This is a genomic window from Pseudomonas sp. A39 (genome assembly GCF_058145955.1).
This window is the reverse complement of the sequence record NZ_JBYVMD010000020.1, coordinates 39,156-59,331: the sequence shown is the minus strand read 5'-3', so window position 1 is coordinate 59,331 and position 20,176 is coordinate 39,156. Positions and strand designations below refer to the sequence as shown.

8 protein-coding genes are annotated in these 20,176 nt (G+C 64.5%); 3 read left to right on the top strand and 5 right to left on the bottom strand.

Annotated features, from left to right (window positions below):
• Position 1: 1 nt before the first annotated feature.
• Positions 2-14,041, bottom strand: a complete 14,040-nt coding sequence (locus tag AC3ZU9_RS16835; protein WP_490091008.1) for a non-ribosomal peptide synthase/polyketide synthase — start codon at positions 14,039-14,041, stop codon at positions 2-4.
• 209 nt (positions 14,042-14,250) lie between these two features.
• Here AC3ZU9_RS16835 and AC3ZU9_RS16830 point away from each other — a divergent pair, with 209 nt between their 5' ends.
• Positions 14,251-14,502, top strand: a complete 252-nt coding sequence (locus AC3ZU9_RS16830) for a type II toxin-antitoxin system HicA family toxin (RefSeq protein WP_490091007.1) — start codon at positions 14,251-14,253, stop codon at positions 14,500-14,502.
• On the top strand, positions 14,499-14,864 hold the full coding sequence (locus AC3ZU9_RS16825; RefSeq protein WP_012723745.1) for a type II toxin-antitoxin system HicB family antitoxin: 366 nt from the start codon (positions 14,499-14,501) through the stop codon (positions 14,862-14,864). The genes AC3ZU9_RS16830 and AC3ZU9_RS16825 overlap by 4 nt, the downstream gene beginning before the upstream one ends.
• On the opposite strand, the gene AC3ZU9_RS16820 is transcribed toward AC3ZU9_RS16825, so the two are convergent.
• On the bottom strand, positions 14,865-16,037 hold the full coding sequence (locus AC3ZU9_RS16820) for an MFS transporter (RefSeq protein WP_490091006.1): 1,173 nt from the start codon (positions 16,035-16,037) through the stop codon (positions 14,865-14,867).
• 140 nt (positions 16,038-16,177) lie between these two features.
• Between AC3ZU9_RS16820 and AC3ZU9_RS16815 the strand changes: the two genes are divergently transcribed.
• Complete coding sequence (locus AC3ZU9_RS16815; protein ID WP_012723743.1) at positions 16,178-16,765, top strand: TetR/AcrR family transcriptional regulator; 588 nt, start codon at positions 16,178-16,180, stop codon at positions 16,763-16,765.
• Here the strand turns inward: AC3ZU9_RS16815 and AC3ZU9_RS16810 are convergent.
• The 3 genes from AC3ZU9_RS16810 to AC3ZU9_RS16800 are packed head-to-tail and all read right to left on the bottom strand — an operon-like array spanning position 16,749 to position 20,172.
• Positions 16,749-18,104, bottom strand: coding sequence for an MATE family efflux transporter (locus AC3ZU9_RS16810; RefSeq protein ID WP_012723742.1), 1,356 nt, complete (start codon positions 18,102-18,104; stop codon positions 16,749-16,751). The genes AC3ZU9_RS16815 and AC3ZU9_RS16810 overlap by 17 nt on opposite strands.
• A gap of 55 nt (positions 18,105-18,159) precedes the next feature.
• Entirely contained in the window at positions 18,160-19,125 is a 966-nt protein-coding gene (locus AC3ZU9_RS16805; RefSeq protein WP_012723741.1) for an AAA family ATPase, read from the bottom strand.
• 3 nt (positions 19,126-19,128) lie between these two features.
• Positions 19,129-20,172, bottom strand: coding sequence for an aliphatic amidase (locus AC3ZU9_RS16800; protein WP_046036255.1), 1,044 nt, complete (start codon positions 20,170-20,172; stop codon positions 19,129-19,131).
• Between the last annotated feature and the right edge of the window lie 4 nt (positions 20,173-20,176).

Genomic DNA, 20,176 nt, shown 5'->3' with positions numbered 1-20,176 from the left:
GTCAAATCGCCTCTAGTTCGCTCAAAAAGTCACGAAGATCATCAAAATCTTCCGCGCTGCCGGCGCGGAAGGTGGCGGCGGCCTGGACATAGGCGCGCAGCGTTTCGGTCTGGAACACTTCCAGCAACGGCACTTCCAGGCCCAGTTCGGCCTGGACCCGCGAGGTGATCTGGATCGCCAGCAGGGAATGGCCGCCCACTTCGAAGAAGTTGTCGTTCAGGCCCACCTGCGGCAGGCGCAGCACGTCGGCCCAGATCGCGGCGACCTGCTGCTCCAGCTCGGTTTCGGGGGCCACATAGGCCTGTTGCAACAGGCTCGCATCCGGTTCGGGCAAGCCCTTGCGGTCGAGTTTGCCGTTGGGGGTCAGCGGCATGTGCGCCAGGAACATGAAGTGCGTCGGCACCATGTAGTCCGGCAGGTGGGTTTTCAGCGCGCGGCGCAGGCTGTCGCGGAACTCGGCTTCATCGGCCAGGTGGGTGTCTGCCGGTACCACGTAGGCGACCAGTTGTTTGCCGGTCGGGCCTTCCTGGGCCACCACCACGGTTTCACCGACATTGTCCTGTTCGCGCAGACGCGCTTCGATCTCGCCCAGCTCAATACGGAAGCCACGGATTTTCACCTGATGGTCGACACGGCCGAGGTAATCCACCACGCCATCCGGACGGCCACGGGTCAGGTCGCCGCTGCGATACACCCGGCTGCCGGGCTTGCCGAACGGGTCCGGTACGAAGCGCTCGGCGGTCAGGGCCGGACGCTCCAGGTAACCCCGGGCCACGCCCTCGCCGCCCAGGTACAACTCACCGGCTACGCCGATGGGTTGCAGGTTGAGTTGCGCGTCCAGCACGTAGCCGCTGCGATTGCCCAGCAGTGTGCCGATCGGTGCGTAGACGGCACCGCAGGGATCGCCCTTGCGCGCTTTCCACAGCAACGGCGTGACCACGGTTTCGGTCGGGCCGTAGCCGTTGAACAGGTAAGTCGGCTTGAGCGCGCGCCACGCCAAGTCATAGCTGGCCTGGGCCACGGCATCACCGCCGAAGCAGTACACACGAACCTTCGGAGGGTTACCGTCGCGTTCGGCATGTTCGGCCAGTTGCTGCAGGTACACCGGCGGGAACACCGCCATGGTCACTTGATGGCGATGCATCTGCTGGTAGGTGTATTCCGGCAGCCACAGGCTGTCATCGCGAATCAGCACGCTGGCACCGTTGATCAGCGGGTGCATCCAGCCTTCATGGGAGCCGTCGAACGCGAACGACATGAAGTGCAGTTCGCAATCGGCCGGCGACGTTTCATAACGTTCGCCGGTGGCAATGATGTGCGCCACCAACGGGCCGTGGGACACCGCCACGCCTTTGGGCATGCCGGTGGAGCCGGAGGTATAGATCACGTAGGCGAGGTTGTCGCCGTCCAGTTTCACCTGCGGCGCCGTGTCGCTGAAGCCTGTCCATTCCTCGGTACGATCAATCGCCAGGCTATCAAGGCCGTCGGGGATCGGCAGTTGCTGCAAGGCACGGGTGTGGGTCAGTAGCAGCTGCGCGCGGCTGTCCTCCATCATGTACAGCAGGCGGTCACGCGGGTATTCGATGTCCAGCGGCACGTAGACACCACCGGCTTTCATCACCGCGAGGAACGCCACCATGATCTCGGCGCTGCGCGGCATGGCAATCGCCACGCGCACTTCGGGGCCGACGCCACGGGCGATCAATGCATGGGCCAGGCGGTTGGCCTGGCGGTCCAGCTCGCCATAGCTCAGGGTTTGTGCGTCGAATTTCACCGCAACTGCCTCCGGGTTTTCCCGGGCGCGGTCGGCGACTAATTCGTGGACCAGGCGCTTGGCCGAGAAGCCGGCGTCGGTCTGGTCCCACAGCTGAAGAATGTGTTGTTGCTCGTCCTGGCCCAGCAGGTTGAGTTGGCTGATGGGTTGCTGTTGGTCGGCGACCATCGCCTGCAACAGGTTCTGCCAGTGGCCGGCCATGCGTTCAATCGTGGCGGGCGCAAACAGGTCGGTGGCGTAGTTCAGGGAGGCACGCAGGGTCGCCTGGCTTTCCTCCACATCCAGTGCCAGGTCGAACTGGGCAACGCCTTCATCCCAGCTCAGCACCTCGACATCAAGTTCGGTGAGGCGCTGCAGGTGATTGGCTGCCGAGGTCACGCGATGGTTGAACAGCACCTGGAACAGCGGGCTCAGGCTCATGCTGCGCTCGGGTTGCAGGGCTTCTACCAGTTGCTCGAACGGCAGGTCCTGGTGGGCCTGGGCCTCCAGGGAACGCTGGCGTACCTGTTGCAGCAGTTGCACGACGCTCATCTGCCCGTGGATATCGGCCTTGAGTACCTGGGTGTTGACGAAGAAGCCGATCAGCCCCTCGGTTTCCAGGCGATTGCGGTTGGCAATCGGCACGCCGACGCGCACGTCTTCCTGGCCGCTGTAGCGGTGCAGCAACGCCTGGTAGGACGCCAGCAGCACCATCGGCAACGTCACACCGGCGCCTTGCGCCAAGCGGCGCAAACCGGCCAGGAGCTGCGGTTGCAACTCAATGCCCAGGCGTGCGCCACGGTGACTTTGTACCGCGGGGCGCAGGTAGTCGAAAGGCAACTCCAGCACCGGCTGCACGCCACCCAACTGGGCCTGCCAGTACGCCAGTTGGCGGGCCTTCTCGCCGGCCTCCATCCAGTTGCGCTGCCACAGGGCGTAGTCGGCGTACTGGATCGGCAAGGCTGGCAAGTCTGGCATGTGGCCTTGGCTGAAGGCGGCGTACAGCTGCACCAGTTCCTCGACCATCAGTTGCATCGACCAGCCATCGGAGACGATGTGGTGCTGCACCAGCACCAGCACATGATCATCAGCCGCCAGGCGCAGCAGGTTGACCCGCAGCAGCGGTCCGCGCAGCAGCTCGAATGGCTGCGCGACCACCTCAGCGACCCGGGCCTTGAGGCTGGCTTCATCGGTGTCGGCCAAGTCGATTTCGATCAGGCCCGAGTCCTCAATCACCTGCACGGTAGCGGCGGCGTCCTGGCGCACATGGGTGCGCAGGCTTTCATGGCGCGCCAGCAAGGTATCGAAACTGCGTTGCAGCGCACCGAGGTCAAGCGGCCCTCGCAAACGCAAGGCGCTGGGGATGTGGTACGCGGTGCTGTGTGGGTCCAGTTGCCAGAGGAACCATTGGCGCTCCTGGGCGTAGGACAGCGGCAGCGGTTGGCGGCGGTCGGCCTTGAGCAAGGCCGGCGCAACCACGCCCTCCTCGCCCAGGGCCTGCACGAAGTCACCCAGCAGCGGGTGTTCGAACAGGGTCTTGAGCGCCACTTCCAGCGCCAGTGCCTGGCGAACCCGCGAGACCACCCGCGTGGCCAGCAGCGAATGCCCGCCCAGTTCGAAGAAGTGGTCATCTAGACCGACCTGCGGCAGGTCCAGCACGTCGGCCCAGATGGCCGCGACCTGCTGTTCACGCGGCGTCACGGGCGCCACATGACCTGTGCGCAACAGCGCCGCGTCCACCGCCGGCAATGCCTTGCGATCGAGCTTGCCATTGGGGGTCAGGGGCAGGCTGTCGAGGAACATCAGGTGCGCCGGTACCATGTAGTCCGGCAGGCGCTCGCGCAGGACCGCCTTGTAGACCTCCGGGGCGTCGGGCGCGGAACTGACCAGATAGGCGATCAAGCGGTCGTTGTCGGCCAGGACCACGGCTTCGCGTATACCGGCCTGCTCGCGCAGGCAGGCTTCGATTTCACCCAGTTCGATGCGGAACCCACGTACCTTGACCTGATGATCGACCCGGCCGATGTACTCCACCACACCGTCGGCGCGGTAGCGGGCCAGGTCGCCGGTGCGGTACAGGCGCTCGCCCGGCGCACCGTACGGGTTGGGCACAAAACGCTCGGCGGTCAGCGCCGGGCGCTCGTGGTAACCGCGCGCCAGGCCGACGCCACCGATCAGCAACTCACCGGCCGCGCCCACCGGGCTTGGGGTCAAGCCGGCATTGAGGATGAACAACGTGGTATTGGCGATGGGCCGCCCGACAAAAGGCTGGGCCTCGTGCAGACGATGGGCCGCCGACCAGATAGTGGTTTCCGTCGGGCCATAGAGGTTCCACAGCGGGCCTTGCAGGTCGAGCAGGCGCTGGGCCAGGTCCGACGGCAGTGCTTCGCCGCCGCACAGGCTTTTGATACCGCGCAGCCGTTGGGCGCGCGGGCTTTCCAGCAGCATGCGCCAGGTCGACGGCGTGGCTTGCAGGACGTTGGCGGATTGGCTGTGCACCAGGTCGATGATGGCTTCGGGGTCGAGGGCCAGTTCCTGACCACTCAGCAGCACGGTGGCGCCGACCGTCAGCGGCACGTACAGCTCCAGGGCGAAGATGTCGAACGAGAAGGTGGTCAGCGACAACACGCGGGCGTCAGCGCCGATGTCCAGGGTGCCGGCCATGCCGCAGGTGAAGCTGCACAGCGCCTGGTGGCGCACCATCACACCCTTGGGCTTGCCGGTGGAGCCGGAGGTGTAGATCACGTAGGCCAGGTGTTCCGGCGTGACGTTGACCTGCGGGTTGTGCTCGGCGGCGTTGTCATCCGCCTCGACCATCAGCACCTGCACACCCTGCGAGTGCGCCAGGCGGCCGTCCAGGTGCGGCTGGGTCAGCAACACTCGCGCACGGCTGTCTTCAAGCATGAAGGCCAGGCGGTCCGCCGGGAATTGCGGGTCGAGCGGCACGTAGGCACCACCCGCCTTGAGGGTCGCCAACAGGCCGATCACCATGTCCAGCGAACGCTCGACATGCACCGCCACCAGTACGTCCGGCCCTACGCCCGCCGCGATCAGGCGATGGGCCAGGCGGTTGGAGCGAAGGTTGAGTTCGCCGTAGCTGAGGGCCTGGCCATTGAACTGCAGCGCCAGCGCGTCCGGTTGTGCCAGGGCCTGGGCCTCGAACAGCCGGTGCACGCAACGCTCGCGGGGGTAATCAACCGACGTGTCATTCCAAGCCTCGACCATCTGTTGCCATTGGGGCGCGCTGAGCATCGCCAGCTCATCCACAGCCTGGGATGCATCGTGCACCACGGCGCGCAACAGGTTTTGCCAGTGCTCGGCCAAGCGCTCGACGGTCGTGGCATCGAACAGGTCGGTGGCGTAGGTCAGAGACGCCCACAGGCCTTCGGCGGACTCTTCGGTTTCCAGGTTCAGGTCGAACTGGGTGCTGTGCCCGGCCCAATCCACCGCTTGCAGGTCCAGGCCCGGCAACTGCAGCGGGGCTGCACGCAGGCTGTCCTGGTGATTGAACATCACCTGGAACAGCGGGTTATGGCTGAGGCTGCGCTCCGGTTGCAGGGCTTCGACCAGTTGTTCGAACGGCAGGTCCTGATGCGCCTGGGCGTCCAGGGCCTGCTGCTTGACCTGGGCGAGCAGTTGGTCGAAGGCCATCTGCCCGTGCACGTCGGCTTGCAGCACCTGGGTGTTGACGAAGAAGCCCAGCAGACGCTCGGTTTCCAGGCGATTACGGTTGGCGATCGGTACGCCGACGCGGATCCGGGACTGGCCGCTGTAGCGATGCAGCAAGGTCTGGAACGACGCCAGCAGCACGACGAACAGGGTCACCTCCTGACGCTGGGCCAGGGCCTTGAGCTCAGTGACCAGCGCGTTGTCGAGCTGGACTTGGCGGCGTGCGCCACGATGGCTTTGCAGCGCCGGCCGCGGGTGATCCAGCGGCAGCTCAAGCACCGGATGCTCGGTGCCCAGACGGGTGCGCCAGTAGTCGAGTTGGCGCTGTTTTTCACCGGCCGCCATCCAGTCACGTTGCCACTGGGCATAGTCGACGTACTGGATCGGCAGCGCAGGCAACGGGGACTGGCCCTGATAGAGCGCCACCAGCTCGTCGACCATGACTTGCATCGACCAGCCGTCGGAGATGATGTGGTGCTGGGTGATCACCAGCACATGGTGCTCGGCCTCGACCTCCAGCACGTTGACGCGCATCAGCGGGCCACTGACCAGGTCGAACGGGCGCTGGATTTCCTGCGCCACCGCGTGTTCGATCGCCGAGGCCGCGACCCGCTGGTGTTCGATCGGCATCGCCAGGCGCGGATGAATCACTTGCCAGGTGTGCTCGCCCTCTTCCACAAAGGTGGTGCGCAGTGGCTCATGGCGCTGCACCAGGGCCTGGAACGCCTGCTCCAGCGCCGCGACGTCCAAGCGGCCGCGCAGATGCAGCGCACTCGGCACGTGGTAAGCCGCGCTGGTCGGGTCCAGTTGCCAGAGGAACCATTGACGCTCCTGGGCGAACGACAGCGCCAGCGGCTGGTCCCGCGTCACCGCCACCAACGGCAGCGCCCTGGCGGTCTGCAACCCGGCGCAAGCGGCTGCGAACGCTTCCAGCGTCGGTTGTTCGAACAGTGTGCGCAACGGCACTTCCAGCTTCAGGTCATGACGCACCCGCGAGACCACTTGGGTCGCCAGCAACGAATGGCCGCCACGTTCGAAGAAGTGGTCGTTGAGCCCCACCTGTTCCACTTGCAACACCGCTTGCCAGATGGCGGCCAATCGCGCCTGCAGGGGATTTTGCGGCGCCAGGTAGGCCTGTTGCGCTTGATTCAGGTCCGGCGCTGGCAGTGCGCGACGGTCAAGCTTGCCGTTGTTGTTCAACGGCAAGGCCTCGAGGATGACCCAGTGCCCCGGCACCATGTAGTCCGGCAGGGACTGGCGCAAGGTGGCCGCCAATGCTTGCGGGTCCAGCGTCTGCCCCGTGACGGGCACCACGTACGCCACCAATTGCGTGCCCGTCGCGCTCGATTGTGCGATGACCGCCGCTTCACGCAACGACGGCAAGGCTTGCAGGCTGGCTTCGATCTCGCCCATTTCCACGCGGAAACCGCGAATTTTCACTTGATGGTCGATACGCCCGACATACTCCAGCGCACCCGCCTCGTTGTAACGGGCCAGGTCGCCACTGCGGTAGAGCCGTGCACCCGGCACGGCGGAGAACGGGTCCGGCAGGAAGCGCTCGGCGGTCAACGCCGGCCGGTCAAAATAGCGTTGCGCCAGGCCGTGCTCGGCGCCGATGCACAGCTCGCCGACGCCCTCGGTGGCCAGCAGCTCGAAACCACTGTCCAGCACATACAAGGCACGGCCTGCGATGGCCCGGCCAATCGGCACGCCAAACGCATCGCTGGCGTCCGCCCACTGGCAGTCGTGCACGCTGGACACGACGGTGGCCTCGGTGGGCCCGTAGGTGTTGACCAGGCGCACGCCACCCAGGCCGGCGGCGTGCCAGGCGCGCAGACCTTCCACCGACATCGCCTCGCCCCCCACGTGGACCTGGCGCAGGTTGCCCAGGGAGCGTCGGTCGACGGCGCATTCCTTGGCGAGCAGATACCAGTACGCAGCCGGTAAGTCCGCCAAGGTCACGCCCTGCTCAACGATTTCGCGGGCCAGTTGCCCGGCATCCCACAGCTCATCACCGCGCATGATCAACGCCGCGCCCACACACAGCGGCGGGTAGCATTGCTCGACGAAGCCGTCAAAGCTGAAGGTCGCGAATTGCAGCACGCGATCAGCAGCACTCAAGCGGCTGTAAGCCTCGGCGCTGTCGCAGAACTGGCTGAGGGCGGCATGGTCGATGGCCACCCCCTTGGGCAACCCGGTGGAGCCGGAGGTGTAGATCACATAGGCCAGGTCGGCAGCGGCGGCCTGGTTGGCTGGATGGGTCGACGGGTAGTCAGCCAACTCTGCACCGGCCGCGGTGAAGTCCAAACGCACCAGCCCTTGGGGCAGTGGCAGGTCGGCCAACAGCCCGGTTTCGCTGAGCAGCAGGTCCAGGCGGCTGTCCGCCAGCATGTAGGCCAGGCGTTCGGTCGGATAGTTCGGGTCCAGCGGCACATAGGCGGCGCCACTTTTGAGCACCGCCAGCAGGCTGACGATCAACTGCGGGCCACGTCGCGCTGCCAGGCCTACGCGCTGGCCTGGGCCAACACCCAGCGCCAGCAGGCGATGGGCAAGACGGTTGGCGCGGTCGTTCAGCTGTGCGTAGCTCAGGCACGCGTCGCCCGCTTGTACCGCCAGCGCGTCAGGCGTGGCGGCCGCCTGGGCGGCGATACGTTCGTGCACGCGCAGCTGGCGCGGGGCGGCACCGGGCGCCCGGCTATGGGCGAGCACGTCGCGGCGAGTGGCGGCGTCGAGCAGGCGCAGGTTGCCAAGCGGTGCCTGCGCGTCTGCGAGCATCTGCACCAGCAGGTGACGCAGGTTGCCGCTCAGTCGAGCGACCTGTTGCGCGCTGAATCGGGCCTGGTCGTAGCCGAACTCCAGGCGCAGGCTGGCGCCCAACTCGATCCCCAGCGTCAGCGGATAGTGGGTCTGCTCATGGTTGTGCAGGCGGCCGAAGGTCAGGCTGGCGGGCGCACCTTGTTTCAAGGCTTCGGCCACCGGGAAGTTTTCGAACACCAGCAAGGTGTCGAACAGCGCAGTGCCCTGCTGCCCCGCCCAGCCCTGGATGTCGTAGAGCGGCACATGTTCGTGGTCGCGCAGGCTCAGGTTGAGGGCTTGCAGTTCGCTCAGCCAGCCGGCCACCGACAGCGCAGGCGAGGCCGCGCTGACAATGGGCAGCGTGTTGATGAACAGGCCCAGTTGCTGTTCGATCCCCGGCAACGGTGCCGAGCGCCCCGCCACCGTGGCACCAAAGGCCACGCAGTCCTGCCCGGTATAGCGCTGCAGCAACAGGCTCCAGGCGCCTTGAAGCACGGTGTTGAGGGTGACTTTGTGGCGGCGGGCAAACTCGCCGAGGGCACGCGTGAAGTCGTCGCCCAGCAGCACCTGATGCTCAGCCATGCCTTTGCCTTCGGCCGGTACACGCAGCGCCTGCGCCAGCAAGGTTGGCGTTTGCAACGGTGCCAGGGTGGCTTTCCAGAACGCCTCGCCCGAGGCTTGCTGTTGCAGCCAGCCCAGGTAATCGCGGAACTGCCCCAGCGGCGCCGGCACGGCGTGCCCGGCGTAATGAGCGATGACTTCACCGAGCAACTGGGCATTACTCCAGCCGTCCATGAGGATGTGGTGGCTGGTGAAGATCAGGTGCCAGGCCGTACCGGCACCGCGTACCAGCATCAAGCGAAACAGCGGCGCTGCATTCAGTGCGAAACCTTTCTCGCGCTCGGCCACGGCGAGCGCATCGCAATCGGCGTCGATGTCTTCGATCACGTGCAACTGCACATCGACCTGGCGCTGGATCACCTGGTGCGCGCTGTCCAGGCCGAGCCAGTGGAAGCTGCTGCGCAGGATGTCATGGCGGTCCAGCGCGGCTTGCCAGGCACGGCCGAACGCCAGCAGGTCCAAGCCTTCGATGTCCAGGCGCAACTGGTTGATATAAGCCTCGGCCTCAGGTGCATAGAGGGTGTGGAACAACATGCCCTGCTGCATGGGCGACAACGGGTAGAGATCGGCAATCGCCGGCCCGGCGATGGGCAAGCCATCCAGTTGCTGCTGGGTCAGGCGTGCCAGAGGGAAGTCCGAAGGCGTGACCTGCCCCGCCGGCGTGGCGCAACAGTGTTCGATCAGGGCCTGGAGTTCCGCCGTGTAGTCATCGGCCAGGCGCTGGACCGTCGACACCTCGAACATCTCGCGGCTGAACCCCCACTGCAAGGCCAGTTCACCGCCATACACCTGCCCTTCCACGGTCAGCCAGTTGGCCAGCGGCGCCTGCGGGTCCTGGGCCTGGCCACTGCCCTGGGTGGACGGGACGAACAAGGCCGACTCGTTGAACTGGCGGTCGAACTGGCCCAGGTAGTTGAAGGTGATGCGTGGCGCGGCCAAGGCCGACAACGCTTCGCGGGCGTCAGGCGTGCCGAGGTAGCGCAGCAGGCCGTAACCGATGCCTTTGTGCGGCACGGCGCGCAGTTGTTCCTTCACCGATTTGATCGCCGCCGACAGCTCGCCATCGGCATGCAGGCGCACGGGGAACAGGCTGGTGAACCAACCGACGGTGCGGCTCAGGTCAACCGTGTCGAACAGGTCTTCGCGGCCATGGCCTTCCAGTTGGATCAGCGCGGCGGGCTGCTCGCTCCAGCGGCTGATGACCCGCACCAACGCAGTCAGCAGCAGGTCGTTGACCTGGGTGCGGTAGGCCGCCGGGGCGTCTTGCAGCAGTTGCCGGGTGTGTTCGGCACTGAGGCGGACTTCGAGCGTGTTGCCCAGGTGATTTTGCAGGCCGCCCTGGGGGTTGTCGCACGGCAGATCGGCACTCGCGGTCTGCGCCTGCCAATACGGCAGTTGCTCGTCCAGCGTCTGCGCATGGCGCTGCAACTGCTGCGCCCACCGCTGGTAGGCGCTGGTCTTGGCCGGCAGCGCGACGTTGCGATAGGCCTGTTGCAGGTCTTCGAGCAGGATGCGCCACGACACGCCGTCCACCGCCAGGTGATGCACCACCAGCAGCAGGCGCTGGGTGCCGTCGGCCATCACGGCCAGGACCGCGCGCAGCAGCGGGCCCTGTTCGAGGTCGAGACTGCGTTGCGCCTCGTCGCACAGTGCGGCCAACTCGGCCTCGTCAGCGACATGGGACTGCCACAACGAAGCAGTGGCAACCGGCTCGGCGTGAGCTTGCCGCCAACCGCCTGCCTGCTGCACAAAACGCAGGCGCAGGGCGTCGTGGTGGTTGACCAACCGGGTCAAGGCGGCCTCAAGGCGCGCGGGCTCAAGGGGTTCACGCGGGGTCAGCAGCAACGACTGGTTCCAGTGCTGACGCGCCGGGATCGCCTGCTCGAAAAAGCTGTGTTGCACGGGCGTGAGGATCACTTCGCCGGTCACCGGCCCCTGATCGATAGCCGTCGCCTGCTCGAAGGTCGCTACCCGCGCCAGACTGCGCACGCTCTGGTACTGGAACAGGTCCCGTGGGCTGAGGCGAATGCCTGCCTGGCGGGCACGGCTGACCACCTGGATGGAGATGATCGAATCGCCGCCCAGTTCGAAGAAGTTGTCGTCCAGGCCGACCGGTTCCACACCCAGCACATCGCTCCAGATCGCCGCGACGGCTTTCTGCAGGTCATTTTCCGGAGCGACAAAGGCCTGCTGTGGCGCGGCATCCGGCAATGGCAGGGCCTTGCGGTCGAGCTTGCCGTTGGCGGTCACGGGCAGCCTGGCCAGGGGCACCATATGGCTGGGTACCATGTACTCGGGCAGGCTGCTGAGCAGCCAGGCTTTGAGGTCGGCCGGCGCGGGGTCCTCCAGCACCAGGTACGCCACCAGTTGCTTGCCGCCCTGCACCAGCACCACGGCTTCGCGCACCGAGGGGTGTTGCATCAGGCGTGTCTCGATCTCGCCCAGTTCGATACGCAGGCCGCGCAGCTTGACCTGATGATCGAGGCGCCCCAGGTATTCGATCACCCCGTCGGCGCGCTGGCGTACGCGGTCGCCGGTGCGATACAGACGCGCACCATCACCGAAGGGGCTCGGCACAAAACGCTCGGCAGTCAGGGCCGGGCGTCGATGGTAACTGCGTGCCAGGCCAGTGCCGCCCAGGTACAGCTCGCCGCTGACGCCGGCAGGCACCGGGTTAAACTGGGCGTCGAGCACGTAGGTGCCGAGGTTGGCGATGGGCCGGCCGATGGGCACGCTGTCGGCGCCTTCGTCGACGCAGGTCCAGTGGGTCACGTCGATGGCGGCCTCGGTTGGCCCATAGAGGTTGAACAGACCGGCCTGTGGCAACTTGGTGAACACCTGCAGCTGCGCATCCAGTGGCAAGGCTTCGCCGCTGCACACGATGCGCTTGAGGCTGGCGCAGGCCTGCACACCGGGCTCATGGATAAACGCCTGGAGCATCGACGGCACGAAGTGCAAGGTGGTGATGCCATGCTGCCCGATGGTCTCGATCAGCCGCGCTGGCTCACGGTGTTCACCGGGGGCCGCCACCACCAGGCGCGCGCCGGTCATCAGCGGCCAGAAGAACTCCCACACCGAGACGTCGAAGCTGAACGGGGTTTTCTGCAACACCGCATCACTGGCGTCCAGGCCATAGGCCTGCTGCATCCAGCACAGGCGGTTGACCAGTGCGCGATGGCTGTTGCCGGCGCCCTTGGGCTTGCCGGTGGAGCCGGAGGTGTAGATCACGTAAGCGAGGTTCAGCGCGTGCAGCCTGACCTTCGGCGCCTCGGTGCTGTGGCCATCGAGCCAGCTGGCGGGGCGGTCCAAAGCCATCACCTGGATGCCATCGACAGGCAGCAACGGCAACAAGCGTTGCTGGCTGAGCAGCAACTGGATGCCGCTGTCCTCGATCATGTAGGCCAGGCGTTCCTGCGGGTATTCGGGGTCGAGCGGGACATAGGCACCGCCCGCCTTGAGAATCGCCAGCAGGCCGACCACCATTTCGACGGAGCGCTCGACGCAGATCCCCACCAGCACGTCCGGGCCAACACCCTGCTCGCGCAAGGCGTGGGCCAGTTGGTTGGCGCGCGCGTCCAGTTGGGCGTAGGTCAGCGTGGTTGCACCGAACACCAGTGCCGGCGCACCAGGGGTGGCTTGCACCTGGTCTTCGATCAGGTGGTGAATGCCGCGCTCGGTCGGGTACACCTCGGCGGTCTGGTTCCACGCGTGGACCAGCAATTGCTGTTCATCTGCGGCCACCATCGGCAACTCGCCGATGCGCTGTTCACCCTCGGCGACCATCGCCTGCAACAGGCTGATCCAGTGCCCGGCCATGCGTGCGATGGTCGGCGCGTCGAACAGGTCATTGGCGTAGGTCAGCGCGGCGTGCAGGGTGCCGGATTTTTCATAGGTGTCGAGGGTCAGGTCGAACTGGGTGGTACGGCCTTGCCACTCCACCAGCGACAACTCCAGGCCGGAGGCGGTGCTGACGCCGGCAATGTCGGCCACCACCGGCTGGTGGTTGTACATGACCTGGAACAATGGCGTATGGCTCAGGCTGCGCTCGACCTTGAGCGCTTCCACCAGCCGCTCGAACGGCAACTCCTGATGGGCCTGGGCCCCCAGTGCGTGTTCCTTGATGCTTTGCAGCAGCTCAGTGATACGGGTTTGCCCGGTCAGCTCGGTGCGCAGGACTTGGGTGTTGACGAAAAAGCCGATCAGGCCTTCGACTTCCGTGCGGTTGCGGTTGGCGATCGGCACGCCGACGCGGATATCGCCCTGCCCGGTGTAACGATGCAGCAGCACGTTGAAGGCACCGAGCAACAGCATGAACAGGGTGACGTTGTGCTTTTGCGCACAGGTGCGCAATTGCGCGGCCAGCTGCGGGTCGATCGCAAAATCATGCCGCGTGCCCTGATAGCTCGGCATGGCCGGGCGTGGGCGGTCGGTGGGCAGCTCCAGCACCGGGTGCTCATCACCCAGGCGCGCCTGCCAGTACTCCAGCTGACGCGCCTGCTCGCCAGCTTCGAGCCAGCGGCGCTGCCACAGGGCGTAGTCGCTGTACTGGATCGGCAACGCCGGCAATTGTGGGGCTTGGCTGCGCTCATGGGCGTCGTAGCAGCGGATGAACTCGTCGATCAGCACGTTCATCGACCAGCCGTCGGAGACGATGTGGTGCAGGGTCAGCAGCAACACGTGTTCCAGGGCGTCGAGCTTGAGCAGTTGCACGCGCAGCAGCGGACCGTTTTCCAGGTCGAACGGCAGCAGCGATTGACGGGTCGCAGCGGCGTTGACGGCCTCTTCACGCTCGCTGGGGGCCAGATGGCTCAGATCGAGTTGCTCGACGGTCAACGACGTGTCGGCCGCCACCTGCAACAGGCGTTCATCCGCCTGGCGCTGGAACACGGTGCGCAGGGTTTCGTGGCGCGCGACCAGGCTGGCAAACGCCTGCTCCAGCGCATCCAGGCTCAACGTGCCCTTTAGCCGCACCGCACCCGGCAGGTTGTAGGCTCCGCTGGCCGGGTCCAATTGCCAGAGAAACCACATGCGCTGCTGCGCGTAGGACAGCGCTTGGCGATCCTCCACTTGCACCCCTGCCGGAATCGGAAACCGGGAAAAGTCCACGCCTTCTTTCTGCAAGGCCTGCAGGAACAGTTGGCGCTTTTCCAGGGGCAACCCGATAAACCGGCGAGCAAGTTTCAAGGAGTCTTCAGCATTCATTTCTTGGAGTCCGGAGCAATAGGCAGGAAGCACAAAGGCACGTCGTCCCTATAAAACGAACCGGAGAGGGAAAAATTAGCGGGGGATGGGAGGCGCAGGGCGAGGTGTCATCAAGGGTTACATCAAACTCAGGAAGACCGCACAAAGTCGGGCTAGCATTGACGAACACCACTTTTTGCAACTAAGTTTAGTTACACGCAGAGAGCGCCGTGTCCAAAAATGAAAAGCTGCTCGCCAAACCGCTCAATGAGCACATGGCATTTACCTGGCCCGAACTCGTCACGCTGCTGCGTCGACTGGGCTACACACAGATTGAAGGGGCTGAAAGCCGCGTCAAGTTCGACATCGGTGACCCCAGTGCAATGATCACCTTGCACAAGCCTCACCCTGGCAACGAACTGAAACACTACATTCGGCGCCAGATCATCGAGCAATTGAAGTCAGGAGAACTGATTCAGTGAACAATCAACTGAAACACAAAGGCTACATCGGCTCTATCGAAGCCAGCCTCGAAGACAACTGCCTGTTCGGCAAGATTCTGTTCATCAAGGCGCTGGTGAGCTACGAAGCAAAAACCGTCGCAGAACTGGACGCCGCATTCCGGGAGGCGGTGGACGACTACCTCACTACGTGCCAGTCCCTGGGCCACACACCGGAGAAGCCTTGCAAGGGTTCCTTCAATGTCCGGGTCGGCCATGACCTGCACTTGGCGGCGGCCCTGGCGGCGACCCGCAAGAAAGTGACCCTTAATGACCTGACTCGCCAAGCCTTGAGCGATTTTCTGCAACACCACAGTGCAGACGCTTGCCCAGCGATAGGCTGATTATCCCAACCGCCGATACCCCAGCACCGCGGCCCCCAGCACCACCGCCCCGGCCACCAACGCGACCCAGAACCCGCTGGTGGCGCCAAAGTGGTCGATCATCCAACCGGAACTGGCGGCGCCGATGGCCACGCCGATGCTGAGGCCGGTGATCAGCCAAGTCATGCCTTCGGTCAGGCGGCTGGCGGGCACGATCCGCTCCACCAAGGCCATAGACACGATCAACGTGGGGGCGAAGAACAGCCCGGAGATAAAGATCGCCACCGCCAGCCCCGGAATGTTGCTCACCAGCAGCAACGGCAAGGTGGTCAACGCGGTGGCCACGCCGCAGAACAGGAACTGCCTGGGCAACGGCGCCTTGAGCTTGAGGGTACCGAACGCCAGCCCCGCCAGGCACGAACCAATGGCGTACACCGACAGCACAATGCTCGCCGCCGCCGGCTGGCCCTGATGCTGGGCAAAGGCGACGCTGACCACGTCCACCACGCCGACGATCACGCCCATGGCCAGCAGCAGGATCATCAGGATCAGCACCGAGGGCGATGCAATCAGCCAGCCGCCGTGATGGTCCTGATGTTCATGGACGGGAGGCTCGGTCTCACGTTGCAATACAAAGGTGGTGACGCCGATCGCCAGTAACAGCGCCGCCACCAAGGGCCCCGCCTCGGGGAACAGCACCACGCTCAAACCCACCGAAATGGGTGGCCCGATGATGAAGCACACCTCATCCAGCACAGACTCCAGGGCGAACGCGGTCTGCAATTTGGGCTGGCCACGGTACAACTCGGTCCAGCGCGCACGCACCATGGCCGACATGTTCGGCATGCAACCGGCCAAGGCGGCAAACAGGAACAACGCCCAGTTCGGTGCTTGCAAGCGGGTGCACAGCAACAACATCAACAAAGCCCCGCCGCCGATCAGCGCGGCAATCGGCAGCACCCGGCCCTGGCTGTAGCGGTCCACCAGCCGTGATACCTGGGGTGCACAAAACGCCGTGGCCAGGGCAAACACCGCCGCCACCGAACCCGCCAGGCCGTAACCGCCGTGCACCTGGGCAAGCATGGTGATCAAGCCAATCCCCGTCATCGACACGGGCATGCGCGCCAGCATGCCTGCCAGTACAAAAGCCCGGGCGCCGGGGACCTGGAACAACTCGGCGTAAGGGTTTGCCATCCTGCTGGACCTCTTCCTGAATGCCTGCGACTTGCTATCTGCAATGACCGAGGCAAAATACATACGGTGCGTATGTGACAAATCATGCGTAACATACGCAACGTATGTCAATCGTTCACCTGCCCATTGTGAGACCTACCATGAGCCGAGCCCGTGCCGAAATGATCGAAGACACCCGCGCCCGGCTGATCGCCAGCGCGCGACAGGCCTTTGCCACCCAAGGCTACGCGAACACATCGATGGACGATTTTACCGCTCGCGCCGGCCTGACACGCGGCGCGCTGTACCATCACTTTGGTGACAAAAAAGGGCTGTTGGCCGCCGTGGTTGCCCAACTCGACAGTGAGATGGACACACACCTACAGCGCATCACAGATGAAGCAACTGATCCATGGGCCGGCTTTTGCGAACGTTGCCGCGCCTATTTGCGCATGGCTCAGGACGCCGAGATCCAGCGCATTGTGTTGCAGGATGCGCCGGCCGTACTGGGCGATACCGGCTCCCAGCAACAGTGTGTCGAGTCATTGCGCGAACGGCTGGAAGCCCTGATGCAAACCGGTGTCATCCGCCCCGCCCCAAGCACCGCGCTGGCGCAATTGATCAACGGCAGCCTGGTCAACACCGCCCTGTGGATCGCCCGGGATGAGCATCCGGGCGAGCGGCTGGAGCAAGGTTTGCAGGGCCTGGAGCTGTTGTTGCGTGGCCTCAGCCTTACACCAACCGCTTGATCTGCTTGTGTCGCCACACCAAGCGGTAATACGCAGTCTGCAATACCAGCATGGCCAGGTAGGTCACCGGAAACGCCATCCACACCCCTTCCAGGCCGAAGTGGGCGTTCAACAGGTAAGCCATTGGCAGTTCAACGCAGAGCACACAGAAAATCGAGATCACCACCGGCATCAGCACCACACCGCTGGCGCGCATGATCCCGCCGATCACGGCCTGGAAGCCGAACACCAGGATGCTCCACAGCATGATGTGCAGCAGGTGTTCGGCATTGACCCGCGCCGCGTCGTCGGTGATGAACAGGCCGAGCAACCAATGCGACAAGACATAACCCAGCACAATCAGGCCACCGGTAAGGCAGGTGTTGATCAACAGGCCGGTGCGCAGGATCGGGCCGATGCGCTCCAGACGCCCGGCGCCAATCGCCTGGGCGCCGAGGATCGACGCGGTGATGGCAATCGACAGCGCGGGGAACTGCACGTAGTTGACGATCTGCGTCACCGCGCCATAGGCCGCCGTGGCCTGGGAGCCGTGGCCGTTGACCAAGGCGAGGATGACCAGTTCCGACAGCGACAGCACCACCATCTGCAGGCCGGTGGGCAAGCCGATACGCAGGACTTTGCCAAGAATCACACGGTCCAGGCGCAAAGCCGCGAGCAGTTCGCGGTCTGGCGCCATCACATGGTTTTTATGCCGAAGGCGCAAGATCAAAAACAGCATGGCTAACGCGTTGCCCACCAGCCCGGCATACACCGCGCTCTGGATGCCCAAGGGTGGCAAGCCGACCCAGCCGCGAATCAGCGCCGGGGTCAGCAGCAGGCCGACCAGGGTCGAAACCATCAGCGCCAGCAATGGCGAGATCGTGTCGCTGACACCGCGCAGCAACTGGGTGTAGAGGATGAACACCAGCAGCAACGGCATGATCAGCATCATCTTCTGCGCATAGCCGACCGCATCGTCGAGGACATCAACCGGTGTGCCCAGCGCCTGCAACGCCGGGCGCGCAAACAGGCTGCCCAACACTGCGGCAATCACACCCACCAGCGCGCCCAGGGTCAGGGTCGCGCCGGTGATAGCCTTCACCATTGCCGTTTCCTGGGCCCCCCAGGCCTGGCCGATCAACACCGAGGCGCCCGCCCCCAGGCCAATCACCAGGGCAATGAAAAAAAACACGATGGGAAACATCCCCGACACCGCCGCCAGCGCCTGGGTGCCGAGCATTTGCCCGACATAGATACCGTTGAGGGTGCCGGAAAAACTTTGCAGGAAGTTGGACAGCACCATCGGTGCCAGAAAGATCAGGTAGATCTGCCACAGCGGGCGTTGCAAAGGGCTTTGCATGAAAAACGGGGCCTCGAAGAACTAAAGCGTCCGAGGGTTATACCGTAAGTGGATCCTATCTTCCTGTGCTTTCGGGTTCGACCACCAAACAGGCGTTGCGCACTGTCGCACTCAGGTGTCGGGCATTGCCTTGCAACAGGCATTCGGCAATCGCGGGTTCCAGCTCGACCCGCAAGCGCCTGGCCAGCGCCCTCGCGCCAAATCGCAGGTCGTGCTGGCGGCACAGCCAAGCCCGCGCCTGCGCGTCCAGCACCAACGAACGCTGCTGCACCGCCAGGCGCTGGTTGAGTTTGTCGAGTTCCACCGCCAGCAGCGCCTCCAGCCACTGCGCGTCAATGGGCTCGAACATCAGGATACGGTCGATCCGATTGAGAAACTCCGGTTCGAAATGCCCATGCAGCGCCTCTTCCAACACCTGTGCCTCACCCCGTACAAACACGCGCAGCAGGCGTCGCCAGCCCTGGGTAAAACGCAGGCGATGCCGACGCGCCTGTTGCGCGCCGATGTTGCTGGTCATGAAGATCAGGCTGTTGCGAAAGTCCAACGTGCGCGTGCCGCCGGCTAAAGTCAGTTGACCATTTTCCAGTATGCCCAACAGGCTGCGTACCACCTCCTGGCTGGCCTTTTCCAGTTCATCGAACAGCACGATCCCCGGCCGGCTGTAGGTGCCCTGGATCAACTCGCTGTTGAACAGGCTGATGCCCTCCTTGCTGCCCACATACCCTGGCGGCGCGCCGGTCAGCGCGGCCGCGTAATGTTCCTGGGCCAGGGTGTGCATGTCGATGCGGCAGAAACCGTCGGCGCGACCGTGCAGCGCCTGGGCCAGCAGGCGCACGATTTCGGTCTTGCCGACACCGGTCGGCCCCATGAACAGGTTGACGCTGAGGGGGCGGTCACGCTCACTGATATCGGCCTTGACCACCTTGAGCAGGCCTTCCACCTGGGCCAGCGCCGCCTCCTGGCCGACGATCCGGCTGCGCAGCAGGGCCATCACCTGGGCCGGTTCAAAGGTAAAGCGCATGCCCTACCCCGCCGTCTGTTCTTTACCACCATGGGGCAAATTCCCCACCGGGCACTCCGCGACGCCTACCGTGCTGCGGGTGATTTTCTCCACGTTTTCCTGGGCTTTCTGCGCATCCAAGACCCAGGTGCGATAGAACTCGAACGGACAATCCGCCACGCCCTTGTCGCCATCGCCCGAGGCATGCATGCCGGTGTAGCCCCGATGCAGCAGCTTGAACAGATGGTTCTGCGACTGGTCATTGGCCCGCGCATCGCGGATCTGCGACACCGACAACTGCGCATACTGAATGCCCATCTCCTCCTCGCCGCACTCGCCCAGGGTGCGCCCATCAAAGCCGATGATCGCCGAGTGCCCGAAGTACGAGTACACCCCGTCGAACCCCGCTGCATTCGCCACCGCCACATAGCAGTTATTGGCCCAGGCCATGCTCTTGGACATCTGTACCTGCTGCTCCTTGGCCGGGTACATATAGCCCTGGCAACGCACGATCAGCTCGGCGCCCTTCATGGCGCAGTCACGCCAGATCTCCGGGTAGTTGCCGTCGTCGCAGATGATCAGGCTGATCTTCATGCCCTTGGGCCCGTCGCACACGTAGGTGCGGTCCCCCGGATACCAACCCTCGATCGGGCACCAGGGAATGCACTTGCGATAGCGCTGCACGATCTCGCCCAGGTTATTGATCAATACCAGGGTGTTATAGGGCGCCTTGTGCGGATGCGCTTCGTGGCGCTCGCCGGTCAGGGAGAACACGCCCCAGGTATTCGCCTGGCGGCAGGCCGCCGAGAAGATCGCGGTCTCCTCGCCGGGAATGCTCGCGGCGGTCGCCATCATCTCGTCATGGTCGTACATGATCCCCATGGTGCTGTATTCCGGGAACACCACCAGGTCCATGCCGGGCAGGCCCTGTTTCATGCCGATAATGATTTCGGCAATCTTGCTTGCGTTGTCGATGACCTCGGCCTTGCTGTGCAGGCGCGGCATCTTGTAGTTCACCACCGCTACACCGACGGTGTCCGGGCTGCTGGAAATGTCGCCATGGCGCATTACA

What these genes read in the sequence shown, in the direction of transcription:
- AC3ZU9_RS16800 (WP_046036255.1), bottom strand. Translation starts at nt 20,172, where the DNA reads ATGCGCCATGGCGACATTTCCAGCAGCCCGGACACCGTCGGTGTAGCG.
- AC3ZU9_RS16835 (WP_490091008.1), bottom strand. Translation starts at nt 14,041, where the DNA reads ATGAATGCTGAAGACTCCTTGAAACTTGCTCGCCGGTTTATCGGGTTG.
- AC3ZU9_RS16805 (WP_012723741.1), bottom strand. Translation starts at nt 19,125, where the DNA reads ATGCGCTTTACCTTTGAACCGGCCCAGGTGATGGCCCTGCTGCGCAGC.
- AC3ZU9_RS16820 (WP_490091006.1), bottom strand. Translation starts at nt 16,037, where the DNA reads ATGGCAAACCCTTACGCCGAGTTGTTCCAGGTCCCCGGCGCCCGGGCT.
- AC3ZU9_RS16810 (WP_012723742.1), bottom strand. Translation starts at nt 18,104, where the DNA reads ATGCAAAGCCCTTTGCAACGCCCGCTGTGGCAGATCTACCTGATCTTT.
- AC3ZU9_RS16815 (WP_012723743.1), top strand. Translation starts at nt 16,178, where the DNA reads ATGAGCCGAGCCCGTGCCGAAATGATCGAAGACACCCGCGCCCGGCTG.